General features: G+C 57.5%; 17 protein-coding genes. 10 read left to right on the top strand and 7 right to left on the bottom strand.

Annotation, left to right across the window (positions count from 1 at the left end; all coding sequences use genetic code 11):
• Nucleotides 1–41: 41 nt before the first annotated feature.
• From deoD to ACSHXH_RS10080, 3 genes are all read right to left on the bottom strand, one after another.
• Nucleotides 42–758 carry a purine-nucleoside phosphorylase gene (deoD, locus tag ACSHXH_RS10070; RefSeq protein ID WP_435671659.1) on the bottom strand — a complete coding sequence of 239 codons (717 nt, stop codon included), beginning with the start codon at nucleotides 756–758 and terminating at the stop codon, nucleotides 42–44.
• 1 nt (nucleotide 759) lies between these two features.
• Nucleotides 760–1,071, bottom strand: a complete 312-nt coding sequence (locus ACSHXH_RS10075) for an H-NS histone family protein (RefSeq protein ID WP_435671660.1) — start codon at nucleotides 1,069–1,071, stop codon at nucleotides 760–762.
• Nucleotides 1,072–1,204: 133 nt separating this feature from the next.
• On the bottom strand, nucleotides 1,205–1,702 hold the full coding sequence (locus tag ACSHXH_RS10080; RefSeq protein ID WP_435671661.1) for a hypothetical protein: 498 nt from the start codon (nucleotides 1,700–1,702) through the stop codon (nucleotides 1,205–1,207).
• A gap of 124 nt (nucleotides 1,703–1,826) precedes the next feature.
• On the opposite strand from ACSHXH_RS10080, the gene ACSHXH_RS10085 reads away from it, so the two are divergent.
• Together ACSHXH_RS10085 and ACSHXH_RS10090 are read left to right on the top strand one after the other, a co-directional pair.
• Nucleotides 1,827–2,738 carry a peptidoglycan-binding domain-containing protein gene (locus ACSHXH_RS10085; RefSeq protein WP_435671662.1) on the top strand — a complete coding sequence of 304 codons (912 nt, stop codon included), beginning with the start codon at nucleotides 1,827–1,829 and terminating at the stop codon, nucleotides 2,736–2,738.
• On the top strand, nucleotides 2,726–3,268 hold the full coding sequence (locus tag ACSHXH_RS10090; protein WP_435671663.1) for a hypothetical protein: 543 nt from the start codon (nucleotides 2,726–2,728) through the stop codon (nucleotides 3,266–3,268). Before ACSHXH_RS10085 ends, ACSHXH_RS10090 begins: the two co-directional genes overlap by 13 nt.
• Nucleotide 3,269: 1 nt before the next feature.
• On the opposite strand, the gene ACSHXH_RS10095 is transcribed toward ACSHXH_RS10090, so the two are convergent.
• Nucleotides 3,270–5,246, bottom strand: a complete 1,977-nt coding sequence (locus ACSHXH_RS10095; protein WP_435671664.1) for a methylmalonyl-CoA mutase family protein — start codon at nucleotides 5,244–5,246, stop codon at nucleotides 3,270–3,272.
• Between the two features lie 304 nt (nucleotides 5,247–5,550).
• On the opposite strand from ACSHXH_RS10095, the gene ACSHXH_RS10100 reads away from it, so the two are divergent.
• The 6 genes from ACSHXH_RS10100 to ACSHXH_RS10125 all read left to right on the top strand — a co-directional run bounded on the left by ACSHXH_RS10100 (nucleotide 5,551) and on the right by ACSHXH_RS10125 (nucleotide 11,743).
• Nucleotides 5,551–6,894, top strand: a complete 1,344-nt coding sequence (locus ACSHXH_RS10100; protein WP_435671665.1) for a 1-acyl-sn-glycerol-3-phosphate acyltransferase — start codon at nucleotides 5,551–5,553, stop codon at nucleotides 6,892–6,894.
• Nucleotides 6,895–7,056: 162 nt separating this feature from the next.
• Nucleotides 7,057–8,343 (top strand): crotonyl-CoA carboxylase/reductase, encoded by a 1,287-nt coding sequence (gene ccrA, locus ACSHXH_RS10105; RefSeq protein WP_435671666.1) that lies wholly within the window; start codon nucleotides 7,057–7,059, stop codon nucleotides 8,341–8,343.
• Nucleotides 8,344–8,550: 207 nt separating this feature from the next.
• Nucleotides 8,551–8,766, top strand: coding sequence for a hypothetical protein (locus ACSHXH_RS10110; protein ID WP_435671667.1), 216 nt, complete (start codon nucleotides 8,551–8,553; stop codon nucleotides 8,764–8,766).
• Nucleotides 8,732–9,424: a helix-turn-helix transcriptional regulator gene (locus ACSHXH_RS10115; protein WP_435671668.1), complete on the top strand. Its 693-nt coding sequence runs from the start codon at nucleotides 8,732–8,734 to the stop codon at nucleotides 9,422–9,424. The genes ACSHXH_RS10110 and ACSHXH_RS10115 overlap by 35 nt, the downstream gene beginning before the upstream one ends.
• A gap of 109 nt (nucleotides 9,425–9,533) precedes the next feature.
• A complete protein-coding gene (locus ACSHXH_RS10120) occupies nucleotides 9,534–10,172 on the top strand; it encodes an acyl-homoserine-lactone synthase (RefSeq protein ID WP_435671669.1) in 639 nt (212 codons plus the stop codon).
• A gap of 38 nt (nucleotides 10,173–10,210) precedes the next feature.
• The gene (locus tag ACSHXH_RS10125; protein WP_435671670.1) at nucleotides 10,211–11,743 is read left to right on the top strand and encodes an ATP-dependent DNA helicase; all 1,533 of its coding nucleotides are present in this window, start codon (nucleotides 10,211–10,213) and stop codon (nucleotides 11,741–11,743) included.
• Between the two features lie 14 nt (nucleotides 11,744–11,757).
• On the opposite strand, the gene ACSHXH_RS10130 is transcribed toward ACSHXH_RS10125, so the two are convergent.
• Complete coding sequence (locus ACSHXH_RS10130; protein ID WP_435671671.1) at nucleotides 11,758–12,777, bottom strand: NADP-dependent oxidoreductase; 1,020 nt, start codon at nucleotides 12,775–12,777, stop codon at nucleotides 11,758–11,760.
• A gap of 91 nt (nucleotides 12,778–12,868) precedes the next feature.
• Here ACSHXH_RS10130 and ACSHXH_RS10135 point away from each other — a divergent pair, with 91 nt between their 5' ends.
• Nucleotides 12,869–14,500, top strand: coding sequence for a long-chain fatty acid--CoA ligase (locus ACSHXH_RS10135; RefSeq protein WP_435671672.1), 1,632 nt, complete (start codon nucleotides 12,869–12,871; stop codon nucleotides 14,498–14,500).
• Entirely contained in the window at nucleotides 14,490–14,924 is a 435-nt protein-coding gene (locus ACSHXH_RS10140) for a MaoC family dehydratase (protein ID WP_435671673.1), read from the top strand. Before ACSHXH_RS10135 ends, ACSHXH_RS10140 begins: the two co-directional genes overlap by 11 nt.
• Here the strand turns inward: ACSHXH_RS10140 and rpe are convergent.
• Both rpe and ACSHXH_RS10150 read right to left on the bottom strand, forming a co-directional pair.
• Complete coding sequence (gene rpe, locus ACSHXH_RS10145) at nucleotides 14,921–15,598, bottom strand: ribulose-phosphate 3-epimerase (protein ID WP_435671674.1); 678 nt, start codon at nucleotides 15,596–15,598, stop codon at nucleotides 14,921–14,923. The two genes, ACSHXH_RS10140 and rpe, sit on opposite strands and share 4 nt — an antisense overlap.
• A 30-nt stretch (nucleotides 15,599–15,628) precedes the next feature.
• Nucleotides 15,629–16,564: a 2-hydroxyacid dehydrogenase gene (locus ACSHXH_RS10150; protein WP_435671675.1), complete on the bottom strand. Its 936-nt coding sequence runs from the start codon at nucleotides 16,562–16,564 to the stop codon at nucleotides 15,629–15,631.
• Nucleotide 16,565: the final 1 nt, after the last annotated feature.

Here is a 16,565-nt window from a genome sequence, read left to right on the forward strand (position 1 = left end):
ATGTAGCGCATGGCGCGGAATATTTTTCCGCGCCATGCAATTCATTTTTGCGTTGGGGCAAATGCCGCTGTTAACGCGATTTCAACCATTTCACCGAAGCTGCGCTCGCGGTCTGCTGAGGGAAGCGCTTCGCCGGTCTGCAAATGGTCTGACACCGTCAAAACGGCAAGTGCGCGCACGGAATAGCGGGCCGCAAGATTGTAAAGCTCCGCTGCTTCCATTTCGACGCCAAGAATTCCGTGCCGTGTCATCTGTTCGTTAAGATCGGGACGTTCATCGTAGAACACGTCTGACGAATAAATCCCGCCGATATGGGTTTTGGTGCCTTTCGCCGCGGCGGCGTCAGCGGCTGCACGCAATAGTCCCCAATCTGCGCAGGGCGCGAAATTCAATTCCTTGAAAATGCCCGAAGACGGGCTCGACAAGGTGGAGGCGGTCATTGCGAGGATTACATCCCGAATGCCGACATTGGGTTGCATCCCGCCGCATGATCCAATCCGGATCAGGGTTTTTGCCCCATAGTCACGGATCAGTTCATTGGCGTAGATCGACAGGGATGGCATGCCCATACCGGAGCCTTGAAGGGTGACGCGGTTCCCTTTCCAAGTGCCGGTAAACCCAAGCATTCCGCGCACATCGTTCACAAGCTGCGGGTTTTCAAGAAGGGTTTCCGCCGCCCATTTCGCGCGGTAGGGATCACCAGGCAAAAGAACGGTTTCCGCGATCTCGCCTGGTTTGGCTCCGATATGGACTGTCATGTCAGATCTTCAGGTCGTCCATGGTCTTCCCAGCGGAAAGGGCGTCATTGACCCAATTCGGTTTACGGCCTTTTCCGGTCCAGGTTTGTTCCGGGTTGGCCGGGTTGCGAAACTTTGGTTCGCTCTTGGAGCCCTTTTTCGGGGGGCCGCTGAGAAGTTCGTCCAGCGAAAAGCCGTATTCCTTTGCCGCCGATTCGGCTGCTTTCTTGGCTTCGGTCAGACGACGAGTCTGGATCGTTTTCAACGATTTTTCAGCATCTTTGATAAGCTTTTTCAGCTCATCTTTGGACATATTGTCTAAATCGAATGTCATTAGTCCCTCCGAGACATAATTTGCATGGCATTGGGAATACTCCTCTTTTCTTGCAAGTCAATTACACGGATGCATTTCGCAATCTATAAGCGATCATTGTGCAAGGCAGAGTTGTTGTGAGAAATGGAATGCGTCACATTCCTTCCATTGCCCGCATCATCGCTGCCGTAAACCCAGTTTCACTCATGCGATCCAGCAACAAATCAGTCATGCCACATTCGGAATTCACGGAGATCGAAAAGCTTTCTGTAATGCCTTCTGGAAGAAAATCGATGTCTTCTGAAATTTCTTCAACGCTTTTACCTTCCATTTCCGGGATATACGCTTCCATCGCGTCTAACATTTCGCGGACCTCCGGGACGCTGGACGCATCAATGAGTTTATTGAGCATGCAGGCACCGGCTTGGCGGTAATCGTCGTCCCAATCGCTGTCAGGCACCGCAGCGCGCAATGGTTCTGGATCTCCTCCCATGTCTTCGATCATGCGGATCATGGCGTCGAACATGGCCACATTCATGTCTTCGGAAATGGTTTCAAATTGGTCAAGCTGGGATTGAGCAAACACGCCGGTTGGGAGTGCGCAGATCAGCAGAAGCGGGGCAAAACGAAGCATTACAAATCCTTTTTCCATCTTCGGTCACATCAGTCCGAGACGATGCTTTTTGAAATGAAATTGTTGACTGACGTGGAAATTTTCGACCAAGTTAAAGGCATAGTTTAAGCTGATTTATAAATATTATTGAAGGAGTGTATCAATGAAAGTGATTTCTGGCTCTGTTGGACAGGGCGGAGCGAACCGCAAGGCTGATGTCCTGACTGTTCAGATGATGATAAACGCGCATCTGCACAAGATCACTCCAACGCCAAGACTTGTGGAAGACGGATTGAACGGGCGCAACACGATCGCCGCGATCACAGCGTATCAGCGCCGCGTTCTGGGGGTGCCCATCCCCGACGGGCGGGTTGACCCCAACGGGCGCACGTTGCAGGCGCTGAATGGTCCTGCCAATAGCGCCGCACCGGGTGGCGACACGGGGTTCTCGTATCTGGGCGGAGACTTCGGGTCTACAAGCACGCCGATAAAGTCGACGGTTGTCTATAAGTCGGATTTGGCAGACTGGCGGCGCATCGTTCATGACTATTCGTTCGCGGTCATCGAGATGGTGATGCAAAACGCCGGAGTGAAGACCGGCGTGATCACCAGCACGATCCGATCTCTCGATATTCAGATTGATACGATGTATACGTATTGCTCCAAGTCGTGGACCAACAATCAGGACGTGCTTGAGCAATACGAGCTTTATGGGTCTACGGGCGATGAGATCATCAAGGTGTTTGAAGCGAACCGCACAAAGCCCGAGGCAGAGTGCAAACGGGCGATGAAGGCGCGTGGTGAAGAGTTGGCGCTGCAAGGACGGCGCATTTCGCGGCACATCTGTTCGCCGACCGAATATGCCGCGCGGAACATCATTGATATTGGTATGGGATCAACCGCTGCTGCGTCACCGGCGACGTATAATGCCGGTGCGATTACAAACGCGATCAAAAAGGCGGTTGCCGATGGCTATATCGCCAAGTTTGTCGACGAAACGAATATCTCCAACCAGTGTTGGCATCTTGAGATCATTCCTTACGCTGTGCCGCTTGAATTCAAATGGCCTGCTTGAGAATTGCAGCGGCGTTGTCGCTGGTGGCGTCGCAGGCTTTGGCGTGTGACGTGCCACTGACTGATTTGCACGATGCGCTTGTGACGGCTGTGCCCGACGCGCAGGTGATTTCGAGCATGGGGACGTCGCAGTTCGGCGCGGAGCCGATGCGGCGGTATTTGCTGGATTTCGGTGCTGGGCGCACGTTGATGGTGCTTGAGGAATACAATTGCCGCATCAACAACCTGCGTCTCATGGTTTTGACCCAAGACGCGTCCTTTGCAGAGGGCGACCTGAGGTCAGTCGAGGCCGTTTTGCAAACTGTGCCCGTTTGGCAGGCGCAGTTTGCAAAGGCGGACCTTACAGGTGCGATTGACGCTTTGGCGCGTGTCGAGGGCGACAATGGCACATCAGTGACTCTGGTCGTTGATGCGTTCATCGAGGCGGCGTCGCTGACCTCTGAGGCGGTGCTTGTCGCAACGGATGTCAGCGCACCGGGAAGCCCGTTTGCACAATCGCTGGTTTTGACGGTCTCGGCGGGCGGTCTCTGACCTATTCTGCTGCGACCGCTTTGGGATCGGCCAGGGTGACGATGTCCATCATGATCGCATTCAATTCGAAATCCTTGGGCGTATAGACCTTGGCCACGCCCATCGCGCTGAGGCGTTTTGCGTCGTCGTCCGGGATGATGCCACCAACGATCACCGGGATATGGCCAAGGCCCGCATCGCGCATCTTGGTCATCATGTCTTCGACCAGCGGGATGTGGCTTCCTGACAGGATCGACAGGCCGACAACATGGACTTCGTTTTCCTGCGCCGCTGCAACGATCTGATCGGGGGTCAGGCGGATGCCTTCGTAGTCGATCTCCATGCCGCAATCGCGCGCGCGGAAGGCGATCTGTTCGGCCCCGTTGGAATGCCCGTCGAGTCCCGGTTTGCCGACAAGGAACTTGAGGCGGCGGCCCAGCTTGTCGCTGACCGCGTTCACGGCTTCGCGGATGTCGTCCAGACCTTCGGTTTTGTTAGACACTGATTTCGACACGCCGGTCGGGCCACGGTATTCGCCGAAAGCCGTGCGCATTTCGCCAGCCCATTCGCCGGTGGTGACACCCGCCTTGGCGCATGCGATCGAGGCGGGCATGACGTTTGCACCGTCCTTTGCCGCAGCGCGCAGATCAGAAAGCGCCTTTTGCACTGTGTCGGCGTCGCGTTCTGCGCGCCAAGCATTCAGGCGATTGATCTGTTCTTGTTCTACCGCTGGATCAACCACCATAATGCCGCCGTCTTCGGTTTGGAGCGGTGACGGTTCGCCTTCGACCCATTTGTTGACGCCAACCACGATGGTTTCGTTGCGTTCAATCTTGTTCAGGCGGTCGGCGTTTGAATCAACCAGACGGCCCTTCATGTAGTCGATTGCGCCAATGGCCCCGCCCATTGAGTCGAGATTGGCCAATTCGGCGCGCGCGCCTTCCTTGAGCTGCTCAACCTTGCGATCCACTGCCGGGTTACCGTCGAACAGGTCGTCGAATTCCAGAAGGTCTGTCTCGTAGGCCAGGATCTGTTGCATCCGCATGGACCATTGCTGATCCCAGGGGCGTGGCAGGCCAAGCGCTTCGTTCCAGGCAGGCAATTGCACCGCACGGGCGCGGGCATTCTTGGAGAGGGTCACGGCCAGCATCTCGATCAGGATGCGGTAGACGTTGTTTTCGGGCTGCTGTTCTGTCAAGCCAAGGGAGTTGACCTGCACGCCATAGCGGAAACGGCGGAATTTGGGGTCTGTGACGCCATAGCGGGTTTCAAGAATTTCGTCCCAAAGGTCAACAAAAGCGCGCATCTTGCACATCTCGGTCACGAACCGGATGCCTGCGTTCACGAAGAACGAGATGCGACCGCAAAGCGCCGGGAAATCCTCGGCTGGGACGCGTGGTTTTAATTCGTCCAGAACGGCAATGGCGGTGGCTAGCGCAAAGGACAGTTCCTGTTCCGGTGTCGCGCCCGCCTCTTGCAGGTGGTAGGAACACACGTTCATCGGGTTCCATTTGGGGATATGGGTGTAGCAATATTCGGCCACGTCCCCGATCATCTTGAGAGATGGTTTCGGTGGGCAGATATAGGTGCCGCGCGACAGGTATTCCTTGATCAGGTCGTTCTGCACTGTGCCTTGCAGTTTGCTGACATCTGCACCCTGTTCTTCGGCCACGGCAACATAGAGTGCCAGCAGCCACGGGGCGGTCGCGTTGATCGTCATGGACGTGTTCATCTGTTCCAGTGGGATCTGGTCGAACAGGGTGCGCATATCGCCCAGATGGCTGACAGGCACACCCACCTTACCGACTTCGCCGCGCGCAAGGATGTGATCACTGTCATAGCCCGTTTGCGTGGGCAGATCGAAGGCGACCGAAAGGCCGGTCTGACCTTTGGACAGATTTGACCTATAAAGCGCATTGGACGCCTGCGCGGTGGAGTGACCTGCGTAAGTACGGATCAGCCAAGGGCGGTCACGGGTCGGTGTCTGTGTCTCGGTCATGTCGGCTCCGTCAATGGCGAGATTCGCCGAGTAATCTTGTTACGTTTTGATATTGATAGGCGAAACTTTATGTCTCTGTCAATTCGCTGCGCTGCGGCGTCACGCGGTTTCTCGGATGATATCTTACTCCATGCGTGTGGCGTAGGAAAAGCCAAAGAGATGGCGCAGAGGGACGGTTGAAAAAGTGCTGCTGCAATATTGCTGCTCACGGCGAAATCAGTTCTCATTTCTGACATTCTTTGAATTTGGCTCGGTGTCGATATCGGTTGTTTACCCGGTCGCGCTTCGTTGCGAGAGTGGTTAAATGACCACGCAGGTGACGCTTCCGCTTTGGGCTTTTATTCTGATCCTGCTTTTTGCCGGTGTGACCTTTGCGTCGCATTTCCTATTTCCGTCCGTGCGCTGGTTTTTCCGGCGTCGTATGGAACGGGCGGTGTCGCGGTTGAACGCACGGCTGGAGCGCCCGATCCAACCTTTCAAGCTGCTTCGGCGTCAGGACATGATCCAGCGGATTGTCTATGATCCCGATGTGACTCAGGCGATTGTCGACCATGCCAAATCAGAGGGCGTGCGCGAGGATGTGGCGTTTGAGCGGGCGCGCCGCTATGCGCGTGAAATCGTTCCGTCGTTTTCGGCTTGGGCCTATTTCGGCTTTGCGATCCGGGCCGCACGACTGTTGAGCACGTCGCTTTACCGGGTGCGGATGGTGCATCAGGATGCCGGACTTGCGGATGTTGACCCCGAGGCGACAGTGGTCTTTGTGATGAATCACAAGTCCAACATGGATTATGTGCTGGTGACCTATCTCGCTGCGGATCGGTCGGCGCTGTCATATGCCGTGGGCGAATGGGCGCGTGTTTGGCCGCTGTCCCGCCTGATCCGGGCCATGGGGGCGTATTTCATCAGGCGCAGGTCACGCAGCGATTTGTATCGCAAGGTTCTGGCAAAGTATGTTCAGCAGGCCACTGGCGCCGGGGTTACACAAGCGGTGTTTCCCGAAGGTGGGCTGAGCCTTGATGGCAGTCTTGGACGGGCAAAGATCGGTATTCTGAAATACGTTCTGGAAGGGGCCGCGAGTGCCAAGCGCGATGTGGTCTTTGTGCCTGTCGCGCTGAATTATGACCGGGTGTTGGAGGATACGATCCTCTTGCGGGCGCAAAAGGCAGGAAACCGCAAGTTTCGCGCCAAGATCAGCGTCGTGTTTCGGGCTATTCTGCGTCAGTTTTGGTTGCGCTTGACCGGAAAATTCCATCGGTTTGGCTATGCTGCGGTCAGTTTTGGGGAACCATTGGTGCTGAGTGATGTGGACCCCTCGGATGGCTCGGTCGAGGTGATTTCTGAAACGATCATGGACCGAATTGCCCTTGCGGTGCCGGTTTTACCTGTGCCGTTGGTGGCGTTCGTGCTCTTGCGGGATGGACCCATGACGCAGGGCGCGCTTTGCGATGCGTTCAAGTCAGAGACCAATAAGCTGGCAGCGGCGCAAGTCCATCTGCCGCGGAACGATGCGGATTACGCGATTGAATATGGCCTGCGCACCCTGATTGAACGAGGGATTGCGACAGAGCAGGCGGGGTTGATTGAAATTGTGGATCACAAGGCGGATCTGGCCGTGTTTTATGCAAATTCGATCAAGCATTTGATGTAGGAATTTTCTGCACCTGCGAGGATTTTTCTGCAATTGCTCGGTCATAAAGTTACAAAATTAGCGCAAATCTTGTTGCATAATTTCAATACGAGCCGTATCTCAAACCCGGACGCGGCGATTCTGCATCGCGGCACAGATAGTATTCGACCTAAGGAGACTCTCATGGCTCTGGATCAGCAGACCGGCATTGCGGACTACGACGCGCCTGAAAAAGACTTGTATGAAATAGGTGAAATGCCGCCGATGGGATATGTTCCTAAGCAGATGTACGCTTGGTCGATCCGCCGGGAACGTCATGGTGAGCCTGAAAAGGCGTTTGAGGTCGAAGTTGTCGACACATGGGAGATTGACAGCAATGAAGTGCTGGTCCTCGTGATGGCGGCGGGCGTGAACTATAATGGTGTCTGGGCCTGTTTGGGTGAACCAGTCAGCGTGTTCGATTTCCACAAGCAGCCATATCACATTGTGGGGTCCGATGCCGCCGGGATCGTTTGGAAGGTGGGTGACAAGGTCAAACGTTGGAAGGTCGGCGACGAGGTTGTCGTGCATTGCAACCAAGACGATGGTGATGATGAGGAGTGCAATGGCGGCGACCCGATGATGTCTCCGTCCCAGCGCATCTGGGGCTACGAGACCCATGATGGTGCGTTTTCGCAATTCACCCGCGTTCAGTCGCAACAGTTGATGCCGCGTCCCAAGCACCTGACATGGGAAGAAAGCGCGTGCTACACACTGACGCTTGCCACGGCCTACCGAATGCTGTTTGGCCATGCGCCGCATGAGCTTAAGCCCGGTCAGAATGTTCTGGTTTGGGGTGCGTCGGGCGGCTTGGGGTCTTATGCGATCCAGCTGGCGAATACGGCGGGTGCGAACGCGATTGGGGTGATTTCCGACGAGGACAAGCGTGACTTTGTCATGTCGATGGGCGCCAAAGGTGTCATCAATCGTAAGGATTTCAACTGCTGGGGACAGATGCCCACGGTGAACACGCCCGAATATAATGACTGGCTCAAAGAAGCGCGTAAGTTTGGCAAGGCGATCTGGGAGATTACTGGCAAAGGTGTGAGTGTCGACATGGTGTTTGAACATCCGGGCGAATCGACCTTTCCGGTTTCGACTCTTGTCTGCAAAAAGGGCGGCATGGTTGTGATCTGTGCGGGCACCACCGGGTTCAATTGTACGTTTGACGTGCGGTATATGTGGATGAACCAGAAGCGCCTTCAGGGGTCGCATTTTGCGCATCTAAAGCAGGCGGCGTCTGCCAACCAACTGATGGTCGAGCGTCGGCTTGATCCGTGCATGTCGGAGGTTTTCCCGTGGAACGAGATCCCACAGGCCCACACGAAGATGCTGCGTAATGAACACAAACCCGGCAACATGGCTGTGCTTGTGCAATCGCCCAAGACCGGGCTGCGCACATTCGAAGATGCGCTGGCAGCGCGATCGTAACACTCTGATTACCTTTGCCGTGTATTTGAAACCCGTGGGCCACCTGGCCTGCGGGTTTTTGTTTTGGCGGGCTTTCCTGCGATTTCAGTGTGGTGGTGATTTCATCCTCACCAAAACTGGGGAGTTGGAATCAGGGAATTTGCCGAAATATTGCCACATGTTAGAGTTGTGTTAACGTTTTGTTAACTATCTGGAGGCGACGGTGAAATGGGACATGACTGGATCATTGATGTGTTGACCGACCTCAAGACGTTTGCGGTTGCAAACGATCTGGATGCACTGGCTGCCAAGCTTGACGATACGCAATTGGTAGCACAGGCAGAGCTCGGCTCGCGCGGTAAAGGGATGGGCCGTGGGCTTCTTGGAGAAAGTGCCTCAGTTGGACGATGTGATCGCTCGCTTGGAGCGCGCGGACCATCTTGAGGAATTGCAGAACGTCATCGAATGGCTGCGCGATTACTATGGCGTTGATGACATGGTGTATCATTGGGTTTCCAGCAATGGCACTCAATATGGCTGTGGGACGTATGATCCCAAATGGGTCGCGCGGTATCTTGAAAAGGGCTATCTGCGCATCGACCCGGTGGTCAGCGGGTGTTACCAGCGGTTCCACCCGGTGGACTGGAAACGTCTGGATTGGTCAAGCAAAGCCGCCCGCGCGTTTCTGAGCGATGCAATGGCCCACGGGATCGGCAATCAGGGATATTCCATCCCGATCCGGGGACCAAACGGGCAGTTTGCGCTGTTCACCGTGAGCCACAGTTGCGACGATGCGCAATGGGCCAGTTTTGCCGAATTGAACCGCCGCGATCTCATTTTGTTGGCGCATTACTTCAACCAGACTGCGCTAAAGCTGGAACCGGGGCGCAAACCGGAACCAACGCAGCCCCTTTCACCGCGCGAAGTTGAAACGATGACGCTGCTTGCGGTGGGTTACAGCCGGGCGCAGGTGGCGGACACATTGTCGATCTCTGAGCACACGTTGCGCGTCTATATTGAAAGTGCGCGGTTCAAGCTGGGGGCGTTGAACACGACCCATGCTGTGGCCCGTGCAATGGCACGGGGACAGATCGTGGTGTAATTGTTTTCATATTGGCAGCAATTTGCGAAGCAACAGCCAAAGAGCGGTCGTGAAAGAAACGATTCATCTTTGACGCGCAGGTTTCCCTCCAGAAACGGAGGAGCTGTTTATGATTCGGTACCTGTACGCCGACCAACTGCAAGAATTTCCAATTTTGGCACGCACCATGTTCGAGGACCGTGCTGACCAGTTCAAAACCCGCTTGGGCTGGGATGTGACAGTCGATGACGCCGGTCAAGAGCGTGACGCGTATGATGATCTCAATCCGCTTTACGTGATATGGCAAAAGGCAGACGGAACCCATGGGGGGTCGATGCGGTTTTTACCGACCACCGGTCAGACGATGGTGAACGACCATTTTCTGGAGCTGACCGATGGGGTGGCCTTTCAAAGCCCGCTGATCTGGGAATGTACGCGGTTTTGCCTTGCACGCGGAACAGATCCCGGAACGGCTGCCGCGTTGATGCTCGCGGGGGGCGAAATCATGCAAGGGTTCGGTGTAAAACACTTTGTTGGTGTCTTTGACGCCCGAATGGTGCGGATCTACAACCGCATCGGCGCTGCGCCAGAGGTGATTGGCACGCATGGGGCGGGCCGTCAGGCCATCAGCGTTGGGCTGTGGGACTTCTCTGAGGCGGCGCAAAAACACGTGTCGCGTGTTGCCGGGGTGCCGTTGCAGGCGTCGCGCGACTGGTTCATGGCGGCGTTTGGACAGAACGCGCATCAAACGGAGGTAAGTGCTGCCTGACTCTGGTGCCCGTTTGCGCGGGCCTATAGGGTCTGCGCATGACAGTTCCCGCGCTCACATATTCCGAAGATCAGGCTGCCGCACATGATGCGATTGCCGACATGCTGCGTGAGGCGGGTGTTGATCTGGACGATGGCATCCTTTCGCCACCAGGCGACACCCAGACCAAGATCATGGCGGTCACGGGCAAGGCTGGATCGGGCAAGACGTTGCTGTTGGCCGAGCTTTGTAAATCTCTGCACAACGCCGGTGTTGAGATCGTGTCGGGCGATTACGAGGGACGCCGCCGCAAAGACCGCCGAACGCTTGCGGTGCTTGCGCCGACCAACAAGGCCGCGTTTGTGCTGCGGATGCGCGGCGTGCCGGCGACAACGATCCACCGCATTCTGTATACGCCCGTCTATGATCCGGAATATGAGCGCATTGCGGAATGGCTCATGGGCAATGATGACAAGCCCGAGATCGAGGACCTGACCGAAGAGGCACTGGCGCGCGCACAGTTGTCGTATGAAACCCACAAATCCATTCCGGCGGCTTTGGCGGCGGCTGGCTTGCGGGGGTCGGATTTTATCACCGGCTGGAAACGCCGCGACGATCCTTTGGACATCGGGTTGGTGGATGAGGCCTCCATGCTGGATGAACGCCAGGTCGATGATCTGCGCGAAATATTCCCGCATTTGCTGTTGTTCGGCGATCCTGCGCAGTTGGCGCCGGTCAACCAATCCGGCAAAATGGTGTTTGAAACCTTGCCGCCAGAACAGATCCTGAACCTCAGCCGCATTCACCGTCAGGATGCCGATAATCCGATTCTTGATCTGGCCCACGCGCTTGCAGATCCGGGGCTTGATTTCGACGGGTTTGAACAGATGATCGAAGACATATCCCGCACCGATGATCGCGTGGTTCTGGGTCAGCGGGTCGAGGTGGATCTGATGGCGCGCTCGCCTGTTCTGGTGTGGCGCAACGCAACACGGATCAGGTTGATCCATGCGTTCCGGGCCGTTCACGGCGCGCCCGAAGATGCGCTTTTGGAAGGTGAGCCGTTGATTTGTGACGGGATCGAATTGCCTCTCAAGCATCGTAAGAAACGGTTGGATCTTGAGGCGCGCGGCCTGATCAAGGGCGCGCAGGTCATTTACCTTGGACCGGGGCGAAAACCGGGGTTCTCGCGGTTGCATGTGATCGGGGCCGAAGATCCGCAGGTGTCGGCAGCGTCGATCGTTAAGATCGAAAAGCCGGACGAGGAAGAACCGTTTATTCCCTTTGCCGCCCGCATGGGGGCCACATTCCTGCACGGGGCGGCGGTGACAATCCACAAGGCGCAAGGGTCGCAATGGGACGCGGTGCAGGTCTTTGCGCCCGATCTCGCGGTGGCGGCACGTATGGGCCGGGTCGAAGCGGGTCAGCCGTTGTGGAAACGTCTGGCCTATGTGGCAATCACCCGGGCGTCCAACCGGTTGCACTGGGTTGTGCGCAACCGTTTGTCGAAGCCGACCGGGCCATTGCAGGTCGATGATCTGAAGGCTGCACCGGCGGCACCCTTGACGCTTGAGGTCGAAGTCGAGATCTGACCGGCGTGCCTGACCTAGAGCTTAACGATCTGCTTGCCAGTGTTGCCGCCCTTCAGCATGGCGATAAACGCTTCGGGTGCGGTGTCCAGACCGGCTGCTACGTCTTCGAGATAGGCAATTTCGCCCGCTGCAACCTTGGGTGCGACGTCCTTGAGGAACGCAGGATACTGATCCCAGTGGTCGAAGATGATAAAGCCCGAGACCTGTAACCGCTTGACCAGAATGCTGCGCCAGATACCGGGCAGTTGGTTGTTGTCTGCGATATTTGCCCCACCATACCAAGCGATCATGCCGCATACCGGGATGCGACCGTGCACGTTCATCAGGGGCATCACGGCCTCGAGAACTTGGCCCGCGACGTTCTCCCAATAGATGTCAATGCCATTCGGGGCGGCCTCTGCAATCGCGGCGCGCAAGGACGCAGCGTCGTCATAAGCGCGGTGGTCGATGGCAGCGTCAAAGCCGAAAGTTTCGGTGGCAAGGCGGCATTTCTCGGCCCCGCCCGCGATGGCAACGGTGCGCAGGCCAAGCTGCTTGGCCAATTGGCCCACCATTGACCCAACCGGACCGGTGGCCGCCCCCACCACAAGCGTCTCACCTGCCTTGGGTTTGCCATAGGTGTGCAAGCCAACCCATCCCGTCAGGCCCGGCATGCCCAAAACGCCCAAGGCGGTTGAAGGCGGCAGCGCTGGGTCAAGCTTTCGCACTTCGGCTCCGGGCAGGCAGGCGTGGCTGGCCCATCCGGTCATGCCCGTCACGATGTCGCCGGGGACAAACCCGCCAGCTTTGCTGTCCAGAACGCGGCCCACGCCCTGACCTGTCATGGTGCCGCCCAGATCGACCGAAGGCGCATAGCTTTTCACGTCGTCCATGCGGCCGCGCATATAGGGATCAAGCGACAGGTGCGTCACCTCGATCAGGACCTCTCCGTCTTGGGGCGTCGCTCGCACATCGGTAACCAGTTTGAAGTCTTCCGGCAGAGGGGCGCCTTGCGGGCGACGGGCGAGGGCAATGCGGGACATCGTATTGGACATGGGTTTGGTTCCTGGCGGTTAGGGCTTGCGCGCATTCAGTCGGGCGCTCAGTGTATCAAGAACCACAAGGCAGAAAGCAAGGGAGGGCTTGATGCACGGATTGATGATGAACCGGCCATTGTCGGTGATTGACTTGCTGCGCTATGCGGCCGAGATTCACAGCACAGGCGAAATCGTATCCGTGCGCACCGAAGGCGATCTGCACCGACAAAGCTATGCCGAGACGTTCCAGCGCACAGCCCAGCTTGCCCATGGCCTTGCCGCGCTAGGCGTTGCGCAGGGCGACCGCGTGGCGACATTGGCATGGAACGGATATCGTCACTTTGAACTCTATTACGCGATTTCCGGGATGGGTGCTGTCTGCCACACGATCAATCCGCGCCTGTCGGCGGAACAGATGCTTTTCATCATTGGTCATGCTGAAGATCGGGTGCTTTTCGTCGATCTGACCTTTGTCCCGATCTTGGAGGTGTTGAAAGACCACCTGCCTGCTGGTTTGAAGCTTGTTGTCATGACCGATGCCGCGCATATGCCCGACACCACTTTGGATGTGCTGTGCTACGAAGACCTGATCGCGCCGCACCCGACCGGGTTTGATTGGCCAGACCTGCCCGAGGAAACTGCGGCGGGGCTGTGTTATACCTCGGGCACCACGGGCCATCCCAAGGGATCGCTTTATTCGCACAGATCCACAGTGTTGCATGCATTGTTCATCGCGGTGACGTTGCCCCGGTCCTTGCACGAAGGGGCACGGCTTTTGCCGGTGGTGCCGATGTTCCACGTCAATTCCTGGGGCATGCCCTATGCTGCGCCGATTGTTGGGGCGTCACTGATCATGCCGGGGGGCAAGCTGGACGGGGCGTCGCTTTATGATCTGATGGAGCACGAAAACGTCACGGCAAGTTGGGGCGTACCGACTGTGTGGCTTGGCCTGCGGGCCGAGATCGAGGCGCGGGGCACTCCACCGTCACGCTTGGATCAGGTGGTGATCGGTGGTTCAGCCGCACCGCGCAGCATGATCGAGTTTTTCGAAAAGCAGGACATTGATGTCTGTCACGCATGGGGCATGACGGAAATGAGCCCCGTCGGCACAACGGGCCAATTGTCCGTCGACATGCAAAACGACCCGTTCGAGGCGCGGATGGCACGCAAGGCGCTGCAAGGCAGGCGGATGTTTGGTGTGGACCTCAAGATCGTGGGTGAAGATGGTCAACGTCTGCCGCATGACGGTGCTGCGGTGGGCGAACTGTTCGTGCGCGGCAACGCGGTGATTTCCGGCTATTTCAACAACGACGACGCAACCCGCGCGGCGGTCGATGCCGAAGGCTGGTTCGGGACAGGCGATGTGGCCAGCATCACGCCGGACGGGTATCTGAGCATTCAGGACCGGTCCAAGGACCTGATCAAATCGGGCGGCGAATGGATCAGTTCGATTGATCTTGAAAACATCGCCATGTCCCACCCCGAGGTTGCAAATTGCGCGGTGATTGCGATTGCGCATCCGAAATGGGATGAACGCCCGGTTCTGGTGGTTCAGTGCAAATCGGGGGCGCAGCCCGGTTTACAAGCCTTTCACGATCTGATGGATCCGCATTTTGCCAAATGGCAATTGCCGGATGATGTCCTGTATGTCGACGCTTTGCCGCTGACGGCGACGGGAAAGGTGTCCAAGCTGACCTTGCGCCGGCAGTTTGCCGATTACGTCTTGCCGGATGTCCGCTGAGCTGTTGCGCAGCATGCCGCCCAGCCTGTCGCGGTGGTACGAGATCGGGCAGGACCGGATCGCCGCCTTTGCGGATGTGACAGAGGATTGGCAGCATATTCATCTGGATACAGATCGCATGGCCCCGCAGGGCGGGGCCATGGCGCACGGGTTCCTGACCCTGTCGATGCTGTCGGCCATGTCCTATGATGTGCAGCCCGAGATACCGGGCATGATCCAAGGCTTAAACTACGGCTTTGACCGCATCCGCTTTGTCAGCGCGGTCCGCGCGGGGCAGCGTATCCGGGGCCGCTTTAGCGTTATGGACGTGGCCGAGAAACCGGGCCGCTATGACGTTCGGTGGGATGTGACCGTGCAGATCGAGGGCACAGACACGCCTGCGATTGTGGCTCAGTGGATCACCGTGTTCGAGGTTGCGGCTTAGACAGCGTTGCGAATGGCGCGGATGTTGTCGCCGTAGGTGGCGGGGTTTGAAACCGATCCGCCCCGGAATACGGCAGAGCCCGCAACCAGCACATCGGCGCCAGCGGCCACGACCAGCGGTGCCGTGCTTTGATCGACGCCGCCGTCAATCTCAATATGGACTTCGCGGTCGCCGATCATCTCACGCAGTTCGGTCACTTTCTGCACGCAGGAATGGATGAATTTCTGACCGCCGAATCCGGGGTTCACGGTCATCACACAGATCAGGTCCACCATATCAAGCAGGGGCGCCGCCACTTCGGCTGGCGTGCCGGGGTTCAGCGCCAGACCAGCCTTGGCCCCGGTAGCGCGGATCGCCTGAAGCGTGCGGTGGATATGCGGGCCTGCTTCGACATGGGCGGTGATGATGTCGGCACCGGCTGCTGCGAAGGCTTCGATATAGGGATCGACCGGGGCGATCATGAGGTGCACATCCATCACGGTCTTGATGTGTGGGCGGATCGCGGCGCAGGTGGCTGGGCCAAAAGTGATGTTGGGCACGAAATGCCCGTCCATGACATCGACGTGAATCCAATCCGCACCCTGCGCCTCGACCGCTTGGATCTCGGCTCCGAAATTGGCGAAATCCGCCGAAAGGATGGAGGGGGCAATTTTTACCGAATGGTCAAATTTCATGGCGGCGGCTCCTGTTTGATTGGTGCGGGCTTAGTACCCGGCGGTCCGGTCCACAAGGTGCAAGAACGGCTCACCGGCTTCGCCGCGCCGGATGTTTTCGGCAATCGCGCGGGACGCGCTGGGCGCGCGGGTCTCAGAGGCGATATGGGGTGTGACCGTCACATTGGGGTGGGCCCAGAACGGGTGATCCCTTGGCAAGGGTTCGACGCGGAAAACGTCCAGCGTGGCATGCGCGATATGCCCGCTATCGAGCGCGGCAAGAAGCGCGTCATCGTCAATCAGCGGACCGCGTCCGGGATTGATCAGAAACGCCCCTTTGGGCAGCATCGCCAGCGTTTGTGCATTCAGCGTGTTTTCCGTCGCGGCTGTGCTTGGCAGCAGCAAGATCAGGATCTGCGATTGCCTGAGAACCGCCTGCAACCCGTCGGTGCCGGTGTGACAAGTGATGCCGTCGATCTGTTTGGGACTGCGCGCCCAACCGCTGACTGGAAAGCCAAGCCGGGCCAAGGCCTGACCACAGGCGGTCCCCAGTTCGCCGAGCCCCAGAACGCCGACAGGTCGGTCTGAGGCGACGGGCGGCGCATCCGCGATCCATGCGTGATCCGGGTTCACGATATGCGCATCCATCCCCAGATGATGCCGCAGCGTGTGGCCGGTGACCCATTCCACCATGCCTTGCGTCAGACCTTCGTCGTCGACCATGCGGGCATAGGGCACATTGAGCGTCGAGTTGCCCACTGCGTCTTCAACTCCGGCCCAGAGGTTCAGGACCGCCTTGAGCCGGGTGTACGGGGTGAAATCCTGCACCGGGGAATTCGGGGCGTAGACGATGTAGTCTACAACGGCAGGCGGCATGTCTGTGCCAAGGGAATAAGCCACGCCAATGTCGTCAAGTGCCGCGCGCAAAGGGGTTTCGTATTGCGCCCAGCGTTTTTCGTGGGCGGCGAAGAGCACGTTGATTGGCATG

Source organism: Marivita sp. (assembly GCF_051251565.1).
Lineage (GTDB): Bacteria > Pseudomonadota > Alphaproteobacteria > Rhodobacterales > Rhodobacteraceae > Marivita.

What these genes read in the sequence shown, in the direction of transcription:
- deoD (WP_435671659.1), bottom strand. Translation starts at nt 758, where the DNA reads ATGACAGTCCATATCGGAGCCAAACCAGGCGAGATCGCGGAAACCGTT.
- ACSHXH_RS10075 (WP_435671660.1), bottom strand. Translation starts at nt 1,071, where the DNA reads ATGACATTCGATTTAGACAATATGTCCAAAGATGAGCTGAAAAAGCTT.
- ACSHXH_RS10080 (WP_435671661.1), bottom strand. Translation starts at nt 1,702, where the DNA reads ATGGAAAAAGGATTTGTAATGCTTCGTTTTGCCCCGCTTCTGCTGATC.
- ACSHXH_RS10085 (WP_435671662.1), top strand. Translation starts at nt 1,827, where the DNA reads ATGAAAGTGATTTCTGGCTCTGTTGGACAGGGCGGAGCGAACCGCAAG.
- ACSHXH_RS10090 (WP_435671663.1), top strand. Translation starts at nt 2,726, where the DNA reads ATGGCCTGCTTGAGAATTGCAGCGGCGTTGTCGCTGGTGGCGTCGCAG.
- ACSHXH_RS10095 (WP_435671664.1), bottom strand. Translation starts at nt 5,246, where the DNA reads ATGACCGAGACACAGACACCGACCCGTGACCGCCCTTGGCTGATCCGT.
- ACSHXH_RS10100 (WP_435671665.1), top strand. Translation starts at nt 5,551, where the DNA reads ATGACCACGCAGGTGACGCTTCCGCTTTGGGCTTTTATTCTGATCCTG.
- ccrA (WP_435671666.1), top strand. Translation starts at nt 7,057, where the DNA reads ATGGCTCTGGATCAGCAGACCGGCATTGCGGACTACGACGCGCCTGAA.
- ACSHXH_RS10110 (WP_435671667.1), top strand. Translation starts at nt 8,551, where the DNA reads ATGGGACATGACTGGATCATTGATGTGTTGACCGACCTCAAGACGTTT.
- ACSHXH_RS10120 (WP_435671669.1), top strand. Translation starts at nt 9,534, where the DNA reads ATGATTCGGTACCTGTACGCCGACCAACTGCAAGAATTTCCAATTTTG.
- ACSHXH_RS10125 (WP_435671670.1), top strand. Translation starts at nt 10,211, where the DNA reads ATGACAGTTCCCGCGCTCACATATTCCGAAGATCAGGCTGCCGCACAT.
- ACSHXH_RS10130 (WP_435671671.1), bottom strand. Translation starts at nt 12,777, where the DNA reads ATGTCCAATACGATGTCCCGCATTGCCCTCGCCCGTCGCCCGCAAGGC.
- ACSHXH_RS10135 (WP_435671672.1), top strand. Translation starts at nt 12,869, where the DNA reads ATGCACGGATTGATGATGAACCGGCCATTGTCGGTGATTGACTTGCTG.
- ACSHXH_RS10140 (WP_435671673.1), top strand. Translation starts at nt 14,490, where the DNA reads ATGTCCGCTGAGCTGTTGCGCAGCATGCCGCCCAGCCTGTCGCGGTGG.
- rpe (WP_435671674.1), bottom strand. Translation starts at nt 15,598, where the DNA reads ATGAAATTTGACCATTCGGTAAAAATTGCCCCCTCCATCCTTTCGGCG.
- ACSHXH_RS10150 (WP_435671675.1), bottom strand. Translation starts at nt 16,564, where the DNA reads ATGCCAATCAACGTGCTCTTCGCCGCCCACGAAAAACGCTGGGCGCAA.